At 38.2% G+C, this 15,896-nt stretch carries 13 protein-coding genes and 2 pseudogenes; 5 read left to right on the top strand and 10 right to left on the bottom strand.

Features of this window, described 5'->3' with window-relative positions; genetic code table 11:
- The first annotated feature begins 64 nt into the window (after positions 1-64).
- Complete coding sequence (locus H9630_RS01080; RefSeq protein WP_191713646.1) at positions 65-415, top strand: winged helix-turn-helix transcriptional regulator; 351 nt, start codon at positions 65-67, stop codon at positions 413-415.
- Positions 416-488: 73 nt separating this feature from the next.
- On the opposite strand, the gene H9630_RS01075 is transcribed toward H9630_RS01080, so the two are convergent.
- Complete coding sequence (locus H9630_RS01075; protein WP_191713645.1) at positions 489-1,034, bottom strand: DUF2179 domain-containing protein; 546 nt, start codon at positions 1,032-1,034, stop codon at positions 489-491.
- Positions 1,035-1,613: 579 nt separating this feature from the next.
- On the opposite strand from H9630_RS01075, the gene H9630_RS01070 reads away from it, so the two are divergent.
- Entirely contained in the window at positions 1,614-1,985 is a 372-nt protein-coding gene (locus H9630_RS01070) for a DUF6232 family protein (RefSeq protein WP_191713644.1), read from the top strand.
- A 252-nt stretch (positions 1,986-2,237) separates the two neighbouring features.
- Here the strand turns inward: H9630_RS01070 and H9630_RS01065 are convergent.
- The 3 genes and pseudogenes from H9630_RS01065 to H9630_RS01055 form a co-directional block, all read right to left on the bottom strand.
- Positions 2,238-2,471: pseudogene (locus tag H9630_RS01065) on the bottom strand (alanine:cation symporter family protein); the annotation flags it as partial.
- Positions 2,472-2,874: 403 nt separating this feature from the next.
- Positions 2,875-3,384 (bottom strand): hypothetical protein, encoded by a 510-nt coding sequence (locus H9630_RS01060; protein ID WP_191713643.1) that lies wholly within the window; start codon positions 3,382-3,384, stop codon positions 2,875-2,877.
- A 16-nt stretch (positions 3,385-3,400) separates the two neighbouring features.
- A complete protein-coding gene (locus H9630_RS01055; RefSeq protein WP_191713642.1) occupies positions 3,401-3,631 on the bottom strand; it encodes a hypothetical protein in 231 nt (76 codons plus the stop codon).
- A 163-nt stretch (positions 3,632-3,794) separates the two neighbouring features.
- Between H9630_RS01055 and H9630_RS18900 the strand changes: the two are divergent.
- Positions 3,795-4,010, top strand: a pseudogene (locus H9630_RS18900) (hypothetical protein); the annotation flags it as partial.
- 96 nt (positions 4,011-4,106) lie between these two features.
- Here H9630_RS18900 and H9630_RS01050 read toward each other — a convergent pair.
- From H9630_RS01050 to H9630_RS01035, 4 genes are all read right to left on the bottom strand, one after another.
- On the bottom strand, positions 4,107-5,000 hold the full coding sequence (locus tag H9630_RS01050) for an HNH endonuclease (protein WP_191713641.1): 894 nt from the start codon (positions 4,998-5,000) through the stop codon (positions 4,107-4,109).
- Positions 5,001-5,126: 126 nt separating this feature from the next.
- Entirely contained in the window at positions 5,127-6,923 is a 1,797-nt protein-coding gene (locus tag H9630_RS01045) for a dynamin family protein (RefSeq protein ID WP_191713640.1), read from the bottom strand.
- Positions 6,924-6,925: 2 nt separating this feature from the next.
- The gene (locus tag H9630_RS01040) at positions 6,926-8,941 is read right to left on the bottom strand and encodes a dynamin family protein (protein ID WP_191713639.1); all 2,016 of its coding nucleotides are present in this window, start codon (positions 8,939-8,941) and stop codon (positions 6,926-6,928) included.
- A 38-nt stretch (positions 8,942-8,979) separates the two neighbouring features.
- A complete protein-coding gene (locus H9630_RS01035) occupies positions 8,980-9,984 on the bottom strand; it encodes a hypothetical protein (protein WP_191713638.1) in 1,005 nt (334 codons plus the stop codon).
- A gap of 309 nt (positions 9,985-10,293) precedes the next feature.
- Here H9630_RS01035 and H9630_RS01030 point away from each other — a divergent pair, with 309 nt between their 5' ends.
- Positions 10,294-10,443 carry a hypothetical protein gene (locus tag H9630_RS01030; RefSeq protein ID WP_191713637.1) on the top strand — a complete coding sequence of 50 codons (150 nt, stop codon included), beginning with the start codon at positions 10,294-10,296 and terminating at the stop codon, positions 10,441-10,443.
- A gap of 41 nt (positions 10,444-10,484) precedes the next feature.
- Entirely contained in the window at positions 10,485-10,991 is a 507-nt protein-coding gene (locus H9630_RS01025) for a hypothetical protein (protein ID WP_191713636.1), read from the top strand.
- A gap of 176 nt (positions 10,992-11,167) precedes the next feature.
- On the opposite strand, the gene H9630_RS01020 is transcribed toward H9630_RS01025, so the two are convergent.
- Both H9630_RS01020 and H9630_RS01015 read right to left on the bottom strand, forming a co-directional pair.
- Positions 11,168-12,580, bottom strand: coding sequence for an alanine/glycine:cation symporter family protein (locus H9630_RS01020; RefSeq protein WP_191713635.1), 1,413 nt, complete (start codon positions 12,578-12,580; stop codon positions 11,168-11,170).
- Between the two features lie 361 nt (positions 12,581-12,941).
- A partial coding sequence (locus H9630_RS01015; protein ID WP_191713634.1) for an Ig-like domain-containing protein occupies positions 12,942-15,896 on the bottom strand: 2,955 nt, incomplete at its 5' end.

Here is a 15,896-nt window from a genome sequence, read left to right as displayed (position 1 = left end):
ATCTTTATAAGTACGCACTCTAAAGTGGTATAGTATACAAAAAGATACCGAGGAGGAAATAGAAGTGGACAGGATCCCCGAAAATTGCCCGGTCGATGATGCGTTAGGCGTCCTCGTCGGCAAATGGAAGCACATGATTCTCTTATACCTGCTTCAAGAAGGCACCAAACGTTTCAACGAACTGAAGCGGATGATGCCCGGCATCACCCAAAAAATGCTGACGAAACAATTGCGCGAGTTGGAAGACGAAGGCATCATCCAACGCAAAGTCTACGCGCAAGTCCCGCCAAAAGTCGAGTATTCCATAACAGAGTACGGCCGGAGCCTGGAGCCCGTCCTGCAAGCGATGCATGAATGGGGCGTTAAGCATACGATGCGTAGAGATGTAAAACAAGATCAAATCAAAAGTTCATAACAAAACGCTCATTCCAAGTTCAAGTTGGGATGAGCGTTTTTCCAATTGTGTGGGTGCCTGGCACCCACACTATTCACTTGGCAATATGCCGTTTTTTGAGGGCACGTATCCAGAACCCGCCGTAAATCGTTTTGGCGTCATACGCCACAATGAATGCCTGTGGATCCAGCTCTTTCACCGTCCGGTACAGATTCACTTCCTGCTTTTTCGGCATGAGAATCTGCATCGAACTGCGTTTTCCTTCAAAACCATTTGCCTGCCAGTCCGTCACCCCATAGCCTTTTTTCCGCAATTGCAAAGCAAGTCTGCCGCTGTTGTCCTGGGAAATGACATTGGCCGTCACATAGCCGAGACTCAGTTTGTCTTCAATCTTGGAACCCACAACAATCCCCGCTGCAAACCCAAGCGCATACGCCAATAAATTCTGCACGTTCGCTACATTATCCAATACCAGCCCGAGGCCAAGGATGTTGATGATCACTTCCAAAATCGATAGCGCTGCGGCTGAATACTGATAGCCTTTCAAGGTCAAGATCATTCGGATCGTCGATAGCGTAACAAAGCTGAGGCTGATACTGAAAATAATCACTATTAATAGAAGAGGATGAATCTCCAGCATAAACTCCCTCCATTTTTATATGTAATATTTTCCATAAACTTTTATGAGATGTTATCTTTTTCCCTTGAGCGGGAAGAATAAACGTGATCTGCGCGTTCTGATTCTTTTCTCATATGAAAAAGACGCAAGGCTTGCTTGCTCCAAATGAACAGTCTTCCACTAAACTTATTCCTCTTAAATGAAAAAAGCTCATTCCGAAATCGGGAATAAGCTTTCTACTTCTGCCACCTCTTCAGTTTTGCTTGGACAGCTGGAACAACTGAATCTCTCGTATTGATCCAAATAACGATTGCCGCGAATCCAGCAAGGATTAACAAAGTAATTAAAATATTGATTTTTTTCATCAAAGATTCGATCTTCATATCTTCTTAAATATAGTAAAACCGCATTTTACGACCTGTAAGGGTTTTGAATGCGGCATTTTAGTATGCAATCATTGCTTATAAACTGAGTTCTTTTTATTAAGGCAATACGTTTTCTAAAAGCTTTAAAATCTTTTATCTTTAGATTTCGTTGTTTTCTGCTTTTAAAAACGATACGATAGTAATATATAAATATAATTATTTAGGAGGTCGCAGAGTGGTGGCTCAGGCACAAGAAACGGTTTTCTTTCAAAGTAAAAATGTATTAATTACTAATACCAGAATGAATTTGGGAGGCACCACATACGCAACCGCAAATGTAACCTCTGTATCTACTTTAGAATCAAAACCTGGTAGAAAGTTCGAGATAATTTCAGCGTTGATAGGGCTCCTAGTGCTTGCCGAAACTTTTTTTGGAGGTATCTTTTTTATAGCATTAGCTGTATTAGTATTTATGATGAAAAAATCCAAATTTATTGTAAGGCTATCCACCAGTGCCAATGAAAAAGATGCACTTTGGTCACTTGATAAGAACTTCATTTATTCAGTAGTAGAAGCAATCAATGAGGCAATCATCTTCCGTGGATAACAAATTTTCTAAAGAGAGTTAAGTTAAAGAAAGTAAGGAATCCAAAAAGAGGTCAAAAGTAGATTAGTGAAAGTAGCAGCATCAAAGTCTTGATCTCTTTTAAGGGGGCTAAGGCTTTTTAATTTGAAGAAATATTGTTTATGTGCCTGGCACCCACACAATTCAATCATTCCCCTCTCCGAAATACAATCCAGCAAAAAAGCCTTGAACTTCCCTTCTCGGGAATTCAAGGCTTTTGACGCGGAGCTTATGTTAAGAATCGTAACCCGCTCTCGCTGCTTTTTTTCGTTTTTTCTCTTTTTGGTCTTTTAGGTAATACTGATCCGACGTGAAAAACTCGATGGTCAATGCTTTTACTTTTTTGCTTAACAGCAAGATGGCGATGACGTTCGGAATAAGGATAGCTGCCAGCATGATATCGAGGAATCCCCAGATCACTTCTGCTGCTCCGACCGCGCCCAAAACAACCGCAAGGATATAAACCACATGCATGCCATAAACAGGCAATGGTATAGTCGCCGCTAAGCTTCATCCGGATCACTTCTAATTTAATTTCCTCGGGATAAAATTGTTTTGTCGATCCCTTTTTTGACCCCATACAGAAAAACACCTCCAGTTTGTCGTTGTAACTACATACGACGTTGGGGGTATTTTTTCCTTGTCTCATTTTATTGGGTCACTCTAAACCCTTGGGGTTCCTAGATACGGCTTTTTTGGTATGCAATTATTGTGTATAAATTAAATTGCGTCTAACACAGGGGCGCGATTTTAAAACCTTTCTCGAAGCGCATTTACAGACTTGAAAGCTGTATTTTCGGTTGTCCGAAAAAAGGGGGACAAACCATTTTGGTCTCAATTTTTTCAAAAGAGTAGTGACGGAAGCACCGGTTCAGCGCCCACGCCACGCATAGTCTTCGGAACCAGGAAGGTGAACGATTTCGCCAGCTGCCATATGGGCGTTCAATTCATCAACTTCCAATATGATTTGTTCCACTTCACCTGCCAAGTCATGAGAGATAGTCTTTTGATTAGCTGTCTGCTTTAATAACTGGATAGTATAATCGTTCCGCTCCTTCTGGTTGGTGCTTGAAGCTAGGAAAGAAAAGATGGAAATACCATTCATTGTCACATCTGTGATACGAACGGGCGAATTGAAACCGTGATAGAATTTTAATGTGATGATGCCGCCATCAAGACTGAGCAACCCCATATTATAAGTAGGAATCTTCCGGCCATCTACAATCAGATGACCGGAAACAATATCTTCCCGAACAAACTTGGAGGATAAAGCTCTCGGAGAAAGTGCATCTCCAGAATTGAATGAACCTTTGATAACAGCAATAACTGTAGCAATAGATAAGACGATTGCAATAAGCAAAACAAATAGATTTCCTTCCATGAGTAAATCGCTCCCTTTAGAGTACTATCTCCATGCTGCCAAGAGGATTGGGCAGATATACATCATGGATAGCCAAAATCCTGCCGATGATATTATCCTGCCCGACTCCTTTGATGGCACCAACGATGAAGATATACATTTCCGTATCAACAGTAATAAACTGCTCCTCGATGTTCAAGTCCTGGATATTATAAAACACACGCTTTACCATAAGGGCAGCCGCAGAGTTGAAGATCAAATACTCCATGCCACGTTTAATACCGTGGTAAGAGAATTCAATAATAATGACATTGATGGTGATGCAAAAAAGCTTTCTTCATATCCAATTTTCCTTTAATTTGGAGTCACACACATATGAGGTCTCTTAAATTTTAGCCTTGAATAGGTTGGTTATTAAATAGGTCAAAGCATTTGGAAATGATGTATCGACCATAGCCATTCTTGTTGGCCTACTTCACCATTGGGTGATCTTTAATATCAAAGGTGATCTCTATCGCCTAAAGGAAAAGAAAAAAGCGGGAATCTTATTCCGGCTATCATGGGAAAATAAACCGGTGTTGACACTTCATTTTACCCCATCTCTTTTTTCAGATTTAGATTCCCGGACACGCCTTTTTGATGAGTAACATCTTTTCACTCTATTTTTCACCAGTTTCTAACGTAAAGCATTTTTAATACTACTACTTCATGATTCATTTTCCAACAATTTACATTAATTCTATCTATCTGAATTCAGCTCCGCCACCCCAAATCTCTCTTCCACCAGTATGTCCTGTTTGTTGATGAACTTCTTCTTCTACTAATTGCATCTTTCCGAGTTCTTCATGATGATGCCAATCATATCCTTCAGGAGTCATACTTGTATGCAAGTACATAATTTCTGATTCTGTCAAACCAATTGAATCTGCGAGCATAGGATTTTCTTGAATAGCATTGTACAGTTGTAAATTAGCTTCTTGAATATGGGTGACATCACTCATTAAATATTGGTCTTCATTTAATTGAGCTTCAAAGCTTGCTTCAAATACTGGAAAACTTCCTTCATGAAGTGTGCCCTCATAATAAATCGAGTTTTCTTCAAACGGCACACCAGTTATTGGATGTTCCTCGCCAGCTAAATTATGATTACGTGTTTCAAGCTCTTCGGCATCTGCCGTATCTGAGCCATCAAGCACATCAATAACTCCTACTGCAGCACCAAGCACAATAGCCGTTTTCAACAAGTTCTTACCACCTTCTTTCGCTTCGACGATATTACCGCTTATTAGGCCTCCTGCCGTTTTACTAACATTTTGAACGCTATATTTCACAGTTTTCCCAATACCCATAGCTGTCCGACTTATCGGAGCTTTCATCTCTTCGTAACCAGCTTGTACAGTATCTTTGTTTTTAGTTGCCGCTCCATATACTGTTTGAATTCCACCATCAGCAAACTGCGAGAAAGTATCTATTGAAGCAACCGAAGCATTTATAACACTTGTACCAATATCACTTAAAAATTCTCCAGCTTCTGGGGATCTTTTAGATAACAGTTTTCCAGTTTCTCCTACCAGCCCGTTTGCGGCTTTACCTAATATTTTTGCCGTACCACCCACCGTAAACCTTAGAACACCCATAACAACTATTCCCCCAAACTAATAATATATTTTAAATTGTCTTTTACGATTTTAGTAATTCAAGAAAAAGCGCTGTATCCTGCATTTAAAGGAACACCGCTTTATCATTTTCTATTAAAAGGTATTTTAAACGTTCTCTAATACCAACAGTTGTTGATGATCTTTTAATTTATATAGATACTTTTCAATCGCCATTTTAAGCTTAATCAATCCATCAAAATCTTCATTATTTGAAAATGATTTCAAGATATTGCTTTCGAGGTTTCTAGATATAGTTTCACCACGTTCAATAAAAAGATTTTCTACAGTAGAGTATATTGCAGCTTTATTCTCTTCTTTAATTCTTTGGATTGCCTCATCAATATTTCGAATAGCAATATTTTTTTCCGACTTTAATTTCATAAATGTAGATACTGCACCAAATGCGGCTCCTACAATCAGTAACGGAGGCAACATTGTTGAAGCTGCTACTCCTAAAGTAACTACGGATGCTGCGGGACCTAAAGCTGCTGCATAAAGAGCACCTGCTGCCCCTGTCGCACCACCGAGCAATGCTCCTTTTGTAGCCCCAGAAACTACATCAACATCTTTATCGTTAACAAAAGATTGTTGGGATAATTCCATTTGTAACTTAGCCTCCGCCTGTTCTTGAAACTCTTGTATTTTCAACAAAGTATCTTTAGAAATATTATTAATGGCTCCTTGCCATAATTGTTCAAAACTTATATCTGTTTTCTTTATCATTTCATTTAATTTTTCAGAGACGTTATCATTTGAAAGTAAAACTGGAATTTCTTTTTCAACCTTTGTTAAATTACCTTTTATGTTCAATGCTCCTGAATCTTCTACTAGATTTTTTAATTGCTGACGTTCTTTCTCAAGAAAATCCCTACTGTACCAATTATCGAATTCCCACATAATCTTTCTCTGAATCATACTTTTATTTTCATTTATCCTATCACGTACTTCATTTGATTCTTTTTCAATAAAATTAATAGCATCGATATATCCACTGTGCTTAAGTAAATCTCTACTCAAAAGTGCATCAGCTGACTGAAGGACGGATTCTTGCTTTGTTAAATCTACTTGTTTACTTATGTTTTTATCAAGGTAATCCAAAATGTCTTTAAATCCTGATTCCTTGACTACTTCCTGATTATTATTTTTTCTGCCTTCTAATGCCATCTTAGCAGAAAGCGGAAACACCTTTTTAACGTACATACCAATTTGTTCTTCCATGTATTCGGTTATCTCTTCTGGTTCTGCATCTACTTCGTCTACTCGATTTACAATTGCAATAATGGGTTTACCAAATTTGTTTACTTCTAGAAGAGCATCTTCTATATCGCTTTGTCCAAGGTGATTACCATTAAATACCCACAACACAACATCTGTTTTTCCAAGATAGATTTTGGTTCTGTCCGAATTTTCATCTGTTACCGTTTCTAGTCCAGGAGTATCAACTAAAGTAAAATTAAGTAGATTGGGCAATGGATACCCTATTTCTACATGGTCGCACTCTTTAAAGAAAAATTGGTCATTTTGCTTTTCTTCAAGTAATTGAAAAATTTCTTTCGGAGTCCCTTTAATCTCGTCCTCTTTCATTACAATTTTACCGTATGGTTTTTCACTATAGACTATTTCTAAAATACTTGCTGTAGCTTCTGATACATTCATTGGAGATAGCTGTTCCGCTGCAAAAGCATTTAATAAAGTAGACTTTCCGGCTTTTACTTCTCCCATCACTACAACTTTTAAGGGTTCTCTCAGGTTATCGATTAATATTTTCAACCTATTTGTATCCTCAGATATAAAATCAGTGTCAATTTCTAAAGGACTTTTCTTTTCAGATCGTATCATTTCCCTAATGGGAGAATTGTTCATCTTCGTATAAAGGTCAGTTATATTCTCATGTACACTCATAATTAAGCTCCCTTTTGTTTTTTATTAATATATTCGCTCATCAACAATTCTTGAAAGTCAGGATATTCAATCTTCTTTTTGAAACAATTAAAAAATTCTCTAAGTAGATTGGGGATATTTTGATTTTGCTTTCCATGAAGATTGTAAAAAGTAGTATGAAGCACTTCCATCACGTTATTCTCGCCTTTTGATCTCAGTTTCTCCATTTCTTCTAAAACAGTTTCTTGGACTGTATCAATATGTTCAGATGCAGCTTCATTCAGCTGTTTTTTTAATGTCCCACTTTTAAAAAACTTAGCAATTCCTTTGTTTATTCCTAAAGCACCTGTAATTCCACCTAATAATAACCCTATTGGTCCTAATACCATGGCTCCAATAACTGCAAATCCTGCTCCAGAGACTATACTAAGTTCACCCGTATCAACCGTCCCCGAACTTAATTTGATATTAACGTTTTCAGTAGAGTACTTTGATTTTTCTTTATCATTCTTCAATAATTTATAGGGATCAATAAATTTATATTCAGTGAAAACCATTTCTTTTTGTAGGATTTTCAGAGAAGTATTTAACTCTTTCTGCCAATATCTCATGAAATTCTGTAGTTCGTTTTCTAGTAACTCGAATTTCAGTATTTGAGTATTAATATAATTTTTTCTTGACTCTTCAGTTTCTAAATCAAAAAGAGTTTCAGCACTTCCTTCAACTCGTACTTTTAAGTTCGTTTTAAAGTCATCAACAATATTTTGTAAGTTTTCTTCATACGCTATTTTCTGCATTTCATACTTCTCTTTAATTTTAGAATTCCGTTTTGAAAGTTCACCTAAATCACTGCTTAATCTACTAAAATAAGATTTTATTGGGTGTTCATCTTCATTAAGTTGATACACCACTTGTTTGTACCCCGTCATCTTGCTGGATAATTGTATACTTTGAGCATTTCTTAAAAAATTTGTCTTTATTTCATTGTGGAGCTGTAGCATACCACTTTGCTCAATTAGTATTTTGTCTTCAGAAAGTATCCCTTTTAAAGCTTGCTTCGCAGAAATAGGTATAATTTTTTTGAAGTAGGAACCAAATATTTTTTTGGCATCTGACATTATTAATTGAACAGCTTCTTCACCACCATTATTGCGAATAGCATCTATACGATTCACTACCGCGATAATATTGTCTGTTCTTCCTCCAACTTTCTCAAGAGACTTTTCTAACTCTTCAATCATTTCCTTTGATTTTCTAGAAGCAATCTTTGTCGCATCTAACATCCAAATAACACCATCTGCTTTAGGGTAATAATTTTGCAGACTAACAATTGTTTGACCAGACAAATTTTCTTGCACTAACCCAGGTGTATCTACAAGATGAAATTTTTCAGTCAAAATATTTTTCTTTACCGGCCAGCGAACTTCAATAATATTAGATTGATAAAGAAATTCTTTCTTCAAGTATTCTTCCGTTTCTCGAACTTCTTCTTTCGTTTTTAAGGCTGAAAGAATCTTACGTTTCTCTTCTTGTACGTATTTTTGGCTTATTGAAGCTTTCTTTTCTTCTTCTTCAATAAATATTTTCGTTTCATTTACTGACTTTTCTTCTTTTTTTCCATCCTTATATATAATTAAGCATTTATCGTTTGGCATATTAGAATCGTAGACATCGATTTTCCATGTTTTAGGTCTAAAATCTACTGGAGCCTTTTCTGATTCTAGCAAAGCATTTATTAAGGTCGATTTTCCGTAATTACCCATACCAACAATAAATAAAGTAAAAGTCTGATCTAGACTCTCAGTAAGTTCATTCATTTTATAGGCTACTTCGTCCATTTCACCTGGAATAGGTCGAATTAATTCACCGTTCTTCGAACTCTCTACGAAATCATTAATTTCTTTACTTATAGATCCAATTTTCTTTTTTTGATGAGTAAAATGGTGCTGAAGATTTACTTTCATTCTTTCTTTGCCACGTGTACTAATCATTTCTTTTACAAGAAGCATCCGCTTCTCATTCCTTAAATTTATACTCATCCGCATTTATTCTCCAATCAGAATTCTAGAATATTTAATTAAATAAACACACTTATTAAAATTCCGATATTCACTAAACCTATACCGATTAACAAAGATAATTGTTTCCGAGCGCTTGCTTCCATTTTTTGTTCTGCCAAACTATTTTGTTGCTTCAAAGCCTCTATCTTTAAATCAGCTTCACTAAATTTACTTACTAATAATTCATGTTTTTCTTGCAAATTTTCTATTGTTTTATTTAAGAATTTTGTTGTGTTTTGAAACTCTTGATTATTTGATTCAATTACAGCTATTTGCTCGCCGAACTTATCATATAATCCAGTTAGTTCCATAGATAGATATTCATTTAGACTTCGACTTATTTCCTCATAACTTTTAATAGTATCTTTATGAATATTTTTTCGAGTTGTTTCCAAATTTCCGAGTAAACCTTCTGCTTCTTTATTACTTAAATTCAAAAACGACAAATGTTTGCTGAATTCATTATGGATTAGATCAAACCTTTTCAATACTTTTTCTTCTAGTATTTCTTTAATTTGATTTTCGATCGCATTATTGACAGTAGCAATCATTAAGTTCTCTATTTTTTTCATTTCAATTACAACATCTTTTAAGCCACTTGATTGTTTAGTTATATTGACAGTTTGAGTTTCATATTTCTTTAGTACTTCCTCTAATTTTAAAAGAACTACATCTTTTATAACTTGATTGCTAACAATTTTGATCGTACTTGCGATATCTTTAGAAAGGTTAGCTTTTGTTAATTCAAGATATTTATTTACGCTTTCTGCCCTTTCAATTGAATTTTTTATTTTTGGCAACTGAGATTCATATCTTTTCAAAGTTTCTTCCAATGGTTTAAATACCTGTGAAGATAAAATCTTTTGATTTATTGTAGTACTTACTTCTTCAACAATTCCTTTAAACTCTTCGTACATATTTCCTTCTATTTCTTCCATTTCAAAATAAATTGGTTCTTCTTCTCTATTTGCAACCATTCTTTTTCCCCTTTTCTTCTCTTTAATAAAAATGTGTTTTTCCATTCATTTCTTGCTATTTTTATTTAAAAACCAGCTTCTTTCAAATTATATAACTATTAAATTATAAAATTTGTAATTTATTAAGGTTTTTAGTCTTAATACTATATTATCAAATAGAATTATTTTTTCTATATATTTTTTTTATAATTAATAGTTTTTTATTTTCAAAAGAAATTTTCAATCAAATTTTACCTTTGGAATAATTCCTCTCTTTAACCGGAATTAAGAAATAATTGAAAGCTACCACTCTCCGTTGCTGCTCGGAATTTAATTTAGCTTCTATTAAGATGAAAGCGATTATACGAGGACAAGATGACACTTGACACAGGTGTATCGTTCGCAACTGCTTACGCGTCTGGATATGCTGCATTGCTTATTCAATACTTCAAGGAAAATAATATTCCATACGACCAAGAAAAAATAATAGAAGAATTAAGTGGAGATCTGGAAACCCATATGTAATCATAGTAAAGGGTATTATTTGAAAGGAGACCGAACAGTCTATGCGAAAACAGAGATTATTTATTGGAACTGTGCTCCTGCTTGCTTTGTTTGTTCTATCCGCTTGTGGAACAAAGGACAAACTTGAATTGCTGGATGAGACGGCCAGTACGGATTTGTCCGCTGAAAGTGTGGCATCGGTTCACGTCGGATCTTCTGAATCGGACGTTCTAAAAACTTTGGGCGAACCTATCGTTATGGAAGAAACAAAAGAACCAAAGGCTACTTACTTAAGCTTTGGTTCCAGCAAGAAAAACATCGATTTAGAGGTGAAGATTGTTGACGGGAAAGTCGTCAGATATGTTCTTCCAACAGCCAAGTATGAAACTGAAAAAAACGTTTCCCTCGAAAATTCGAAAGAAGAAATAATTCAGCATTACGGGCAGAATTTTTACAGCCGGACAGATACAGGGACTGAAGTGATCGGTTATTTTGATAAAGAACAAAAAATCAATCTGGAATTTTCATTCGAAGATTCGCTAAAAGGCATCCTGGTTACAACCTATTAATCGGAAGTCATAGCTGGTCTTGAGTGGCCAACTGTGACTTCCGGTTTTCCCTCTCTATTCATTACTCCCCGTAAATAACAGAACGCCACCTCTGAAATCAATGGATTTCAGAGGTGGCGTTTTTGTTAGTCAACTTCTTTGCAGAGACTGACTTGTGCTGCACACAGAGGTGAAACTTAACGATCCGCTGTTGCTGCTTTTTTCGCTTTGTTTCGTTGCTTCTCTCTTTGGTCTTTTATGTAATACTTGTCCGACGTGAAAAACTCGGTAGTCAATGCTTTTACTTTTTTGCTTAACAGCAAGATGGCAATGACGTTCGGAATGAGGATTGCTGCCAGCATGATGTCGAGGAATCCCCAGATCACTTCTGCTGCTCCGACTGCGCCCAAAACAACCGCAAGGATGTACACCACTTGCATGCCATAAGACGCTTTCGTGCCAAACAGGAACTCAGCCTGCTTGGCGCCGTAGAACACAACCACCAAAATTGTGGAAAGGACAAAGAAAATCAATGAAATCGTTACAAGAACTGCACCGAATTGGCCGAAATAAGATTCAAACGCCAGGCTCGTCAAAGCAGAGGAATTCTCCATAGCCCCGTCTTCCGTCCAAACACCCGAAGACAAAATAACAAAAGCTGTTGCCGTGCAGACAATCAGCGTATCGACAACCACTCCAATGACTGCCCAGAACCCCTGTCGAACAGGATGATCTGTCATGGCAGCTGCATGGGCAATCGGGGCTGTACCGAGTCCAGCTTCGTTTGAATAAAGGCCGCGGGCAAATCCCCAGCGGATTACTTCCACAATCGCTGCCCCGGCAAAACCACCCATAACAGGAGCAGGCGAAAAGGCATTGCTGAAAATCAGCATAAAGAATTCGGGCACGGCGCTGACATTCATCAACAAAATCACGATTGCGCCACCGACGTAAATCAATGCCATAAATGGAACGAAAATTTCTGTGACCTTACCGATTCGCTTGATGCCACCGAAAACAACAATGGACACCAGTACAGCGGTAGCAATCCCCGTCCACAACAACGGAATGTTGAACGTCGCTTGTACTGTAGTGGCGATGGAATTCCCTTGTACCATGATGCTTGGGATCAACTCAATCATCAAGGCAAATGAAAACCAAATGCCCAGCCACTTCATGTTCAAGCCTTTCGTCATGTAGTACATCGGACCACCGACGAACTCGCCCATGCTGTTTTTCTCGCGGTACTCAACCGCCAGCACACTTTCAGCGAATTTAAGCGCCATGCCGATCAGCGCAATGACCCACATCCAAAAAACCGCTCCCGGCCCACCGAACATAATCGCTGCAGGCACACCGACAATGTTCGCTGCTCCGATAGTAGAAGACAAAGCAGATGTCAACGCCTGAAACGGAGTGACGGTCCCTTCCCCTTTCGGTTTTTTAAATACGCTGCCGAACGTCTGTCCGACAATATAGCCAAAATAACGGAATTGAAAAAATCCAAGTTTAACTGTCATATAAAGACCTGATATCAATAGCATGGTGATGAGCGGTATCCCCCATAACCAAGCTGAAAAATCAGCAACACCCTGCAAAAAACGATCCACCTGTGTTCCTCCTATGTTATCTCAAGATATCAATTATTTCCCTAGATCTAATAGTTCCAAACGGAAATTAAGGAACTTTTTAATAAAATAAGAGAAATTTTCATGTAGAACTGTATTTAAGCTCGCACAATGGGCAAATCATTTAAATTTGCACGAAATTGAGCGGGTGCCTGGCACCCACACTATTTCTTTTTCTACTAAAATATATTTTAATAGTAAAACTTTAAATCTCTCTACTAATTAAACCTATTGATGAATACTTTTAATTACTACCTTAATAAAGAACTAGCTCTTTACTTTTTTTAAAATAAAGAAAGCACATTCGAAGTTTCGAAATGTGCTTTCTCTTACAAAGATTCTATTAACGGAAATCCTCATTCAAAGCTCGCGCCAAGAACACCGAATACTCGGCTCTAGTCGTAGAAGCTCCAGGACGGAACGTCTTATCCGGGAATCCGGTCGTAATGCCATTTTCATAAAGCCCCGAAATATAACCCTTCGCCCAATGCCCAGCTTTCACGTCGTTGAAATGGTTCTTGTTGCTTGAATTCAAATCATACGCGATGCTGATGACTTTTGCCATCTCCGCACGTTTCAGGACATCGTTCGGCGCAAACGTACCATCCGGGTTCCCGTTGAACAAACCTGCTTTTGAAACCGCCGCGATGTAATCTTTTGCCCAGTGCTTGCCTGAAACGTCTTTATAGCCGGAAGAAGTCTCCACAATCGGCAAGTCCAGTGCTAGAGCCAACATCTTCGCAGCTTCTGCGCGTGTTGTGTTTTTCTCGGGCTGGAAGCCGCCGTTCGGGTACCCGCCGATGATTTGATCGTCGGCTAAGTACATGATTTCATCCAACGCCCAGTGCGTCAGTTTCAAATCGGGGTAGTTGCCGTCCACGACCGTGACCGCAATGGCGTTGCTGCTGTTGCCCGCGGCATCCGTTGCTACGATAGACAATCTAGTCCCGACTTTTTGTTTCGCGATGGTTGCTTCATAGTGCCCTTTTGCATTAGCAGTGGCTGTGCCGATCGATTTCGTTCCAGCTTTGACCGTGATCTTCGCGTCAGCTTCTGCGGTACCGATAACGCGTGTGGAATGGTGCGTGACTTTGCTTGTCAATGAAATTGCCGGAGGCGTTCCATCCACCACTACAATCTCTTTTACAGAACTGACATTGCCCGCTTTGTCTGTCGCTGTAAAAGAGAGGACAGTTCCGACTGATTGTTTCGGAATTGATACTGAATAGGTTCCATCTGCACTTACAGTTGCTGTGCCGATTTCTTTGTTTCCTACTTTAATTATAATTTTGGCAGCGGCTTCCGCTGTTCCAGTGATAGCTGTTGATTGCTCTGTCACTTTGTTCACTGATGGCGTGCTTGGTGCTGTTACATCCATCACTGTCGTTACTTTTGCAGAACTAACATTTCCAGCTGTGTCAGTCGCCGTTACACTTAACTTTGTTCCAGCTTTTTGTTTAGCAATTGTCACTGCAAAATTTCCGTCTTTGTTCGTGGTTCCCTTGCCGATTTCTACACCTGCAACTTTCACTGCAATGACGGAGCCCGCTTCTGCAGCTCCTTTTACAATAGTTGATTTGTCCGTCACTTCTGCTAATGTCGACAAAATAGGAGCCGTTTTGTCTTCCACTGTAATCGTCACTTTCTCACTTACGATACCAGCTTCATTACTAACAAATACCGTTAATTTTGTCCCTGCTTTTTGAGTTGGAATTTTAATGTTAAATTCCCCAGCAGCATCCGTTTTCCCTGATCCACTCACAGCTTCTCCGTTTTGAATTGACACCGTAGTGCCAGGAGCAGCCTGTCCAGTTACGGAAGTTGATTTGTCGCTTACTGGATTTACGATAGGTTTCGAAAGTGAAGTTGTTGCAGTTACTTTTACCAGGTTACTTGTGTTATTACTCGTATCAACCGCGGCTATTGCTAATTCATAGCTTGTACCTTCGTTCAACTTTTCGAATTTGTATGAAGTTAAATCCGCTGGTAATGTGGTTATTAACTTGCCATTCGAATACAAAGCATACTCTTTCAAATCAGTATCGGTACCGCTTTTCCAAGCCACTTGAATTTCATTATGCGTTTCTTTTGAAACAGTAAATCCACTGACATCTGCAGGCGGCACAACATCTTTTACGGCAATATCTTTCTTGATATCATTTCCAAACACATCTATTAAGTTAAACTGAATTCCTTTAGAAGTTACACCTTCAGCTGTGGCAGCAAAAGACCCATCCTCTTCGAGTGAAATTGGACTGCCTTGTAAGGAAACATCTAGGAAAGGCAGTGTCTTCCCAGTAATTTCTATAGTTCCTTTTTCATTTGTTAAATCTTCATTATCGACTGAAAATGGAACTTCATACGGTTGATTTGAGACGACAGTCGAACGAATCGTATTCTGACCACCAACCAATCTTACCGCACCCGGAGATACAGTAGAGTTCGAACCATATGTCACGGCTTTAGCATTTAGGCTGCCTTGGATTGTTAATCCTCCATGGCTGATAAGTGTTCCGTAAACGTATACGTTCCCGGTTATTGTTACGTCCTCAGCTATAGTAATAGTAGAGTTAGGACCGACGTATAAGTCTTTTTTAATTAGTTTTTCAAACAAAACTTCATTCTTCGTGATTATAGCATACGGTAAAGTTGGGTCATTTATTGATATTTTTTCGAGGTCACTGGGAGAAGAACTTATAATAAAATTTAATTTACTTGTTTCCACAAAGTCTCTTGGATAATAATTTTTTCGACTTGATACGTTGTCACCGACATTGATATAGCTAAGTTGCCACAGGCCTTCTTCGTCGTTTGTCGTCACAAGATGTTTCCCTTCATACAAACCTGATGAACTGTTTAGGCGCAGATGGATAGAAATCGAGCGATCTCCAGAAGGAGATTCGAAATTTGCAATTGCATAATTTACTCCAGATACGTCATCTGTGATTTCCGCTTTCACTATTATTTCCTCACCGACAGATACTTTGTCCGGGCTTACTTCGAGGCTATGGACTACCGGAGCGGCAGAATCTCCGTTTCCGTTCAATATTGTAAACTCTAAAGGATTTGGGAAATCTTTGGGGTAATAATTTTTTCGACTCGATACATTATCACTGACATTGATATAGCTAAGTTGCCACAGGCCTCCTTCATCGTTTGTCGTCACAAGATGTTTCCCTTCATACAAACCTGATGAACTGTTTAGGCGCAGTTGGATAGAGATCGAGCGATCTCCAGAAGGAGATTCGAAATTTGCAATTGCATAATTTACTCCAGATACGTCATCTGTGATTTCCGC

The organism is Planococcus wigleyi (genome assembly GCF_014836985.1).
Lineage (GTDB): Bacteria > Bacillota > Bacilli > Bacillales_A > Planococcaceae > Planococcus > Planococcus notacanthi.
This window is presented reverse-complemented; position numbering and strand designations above follow the sequence as displayed.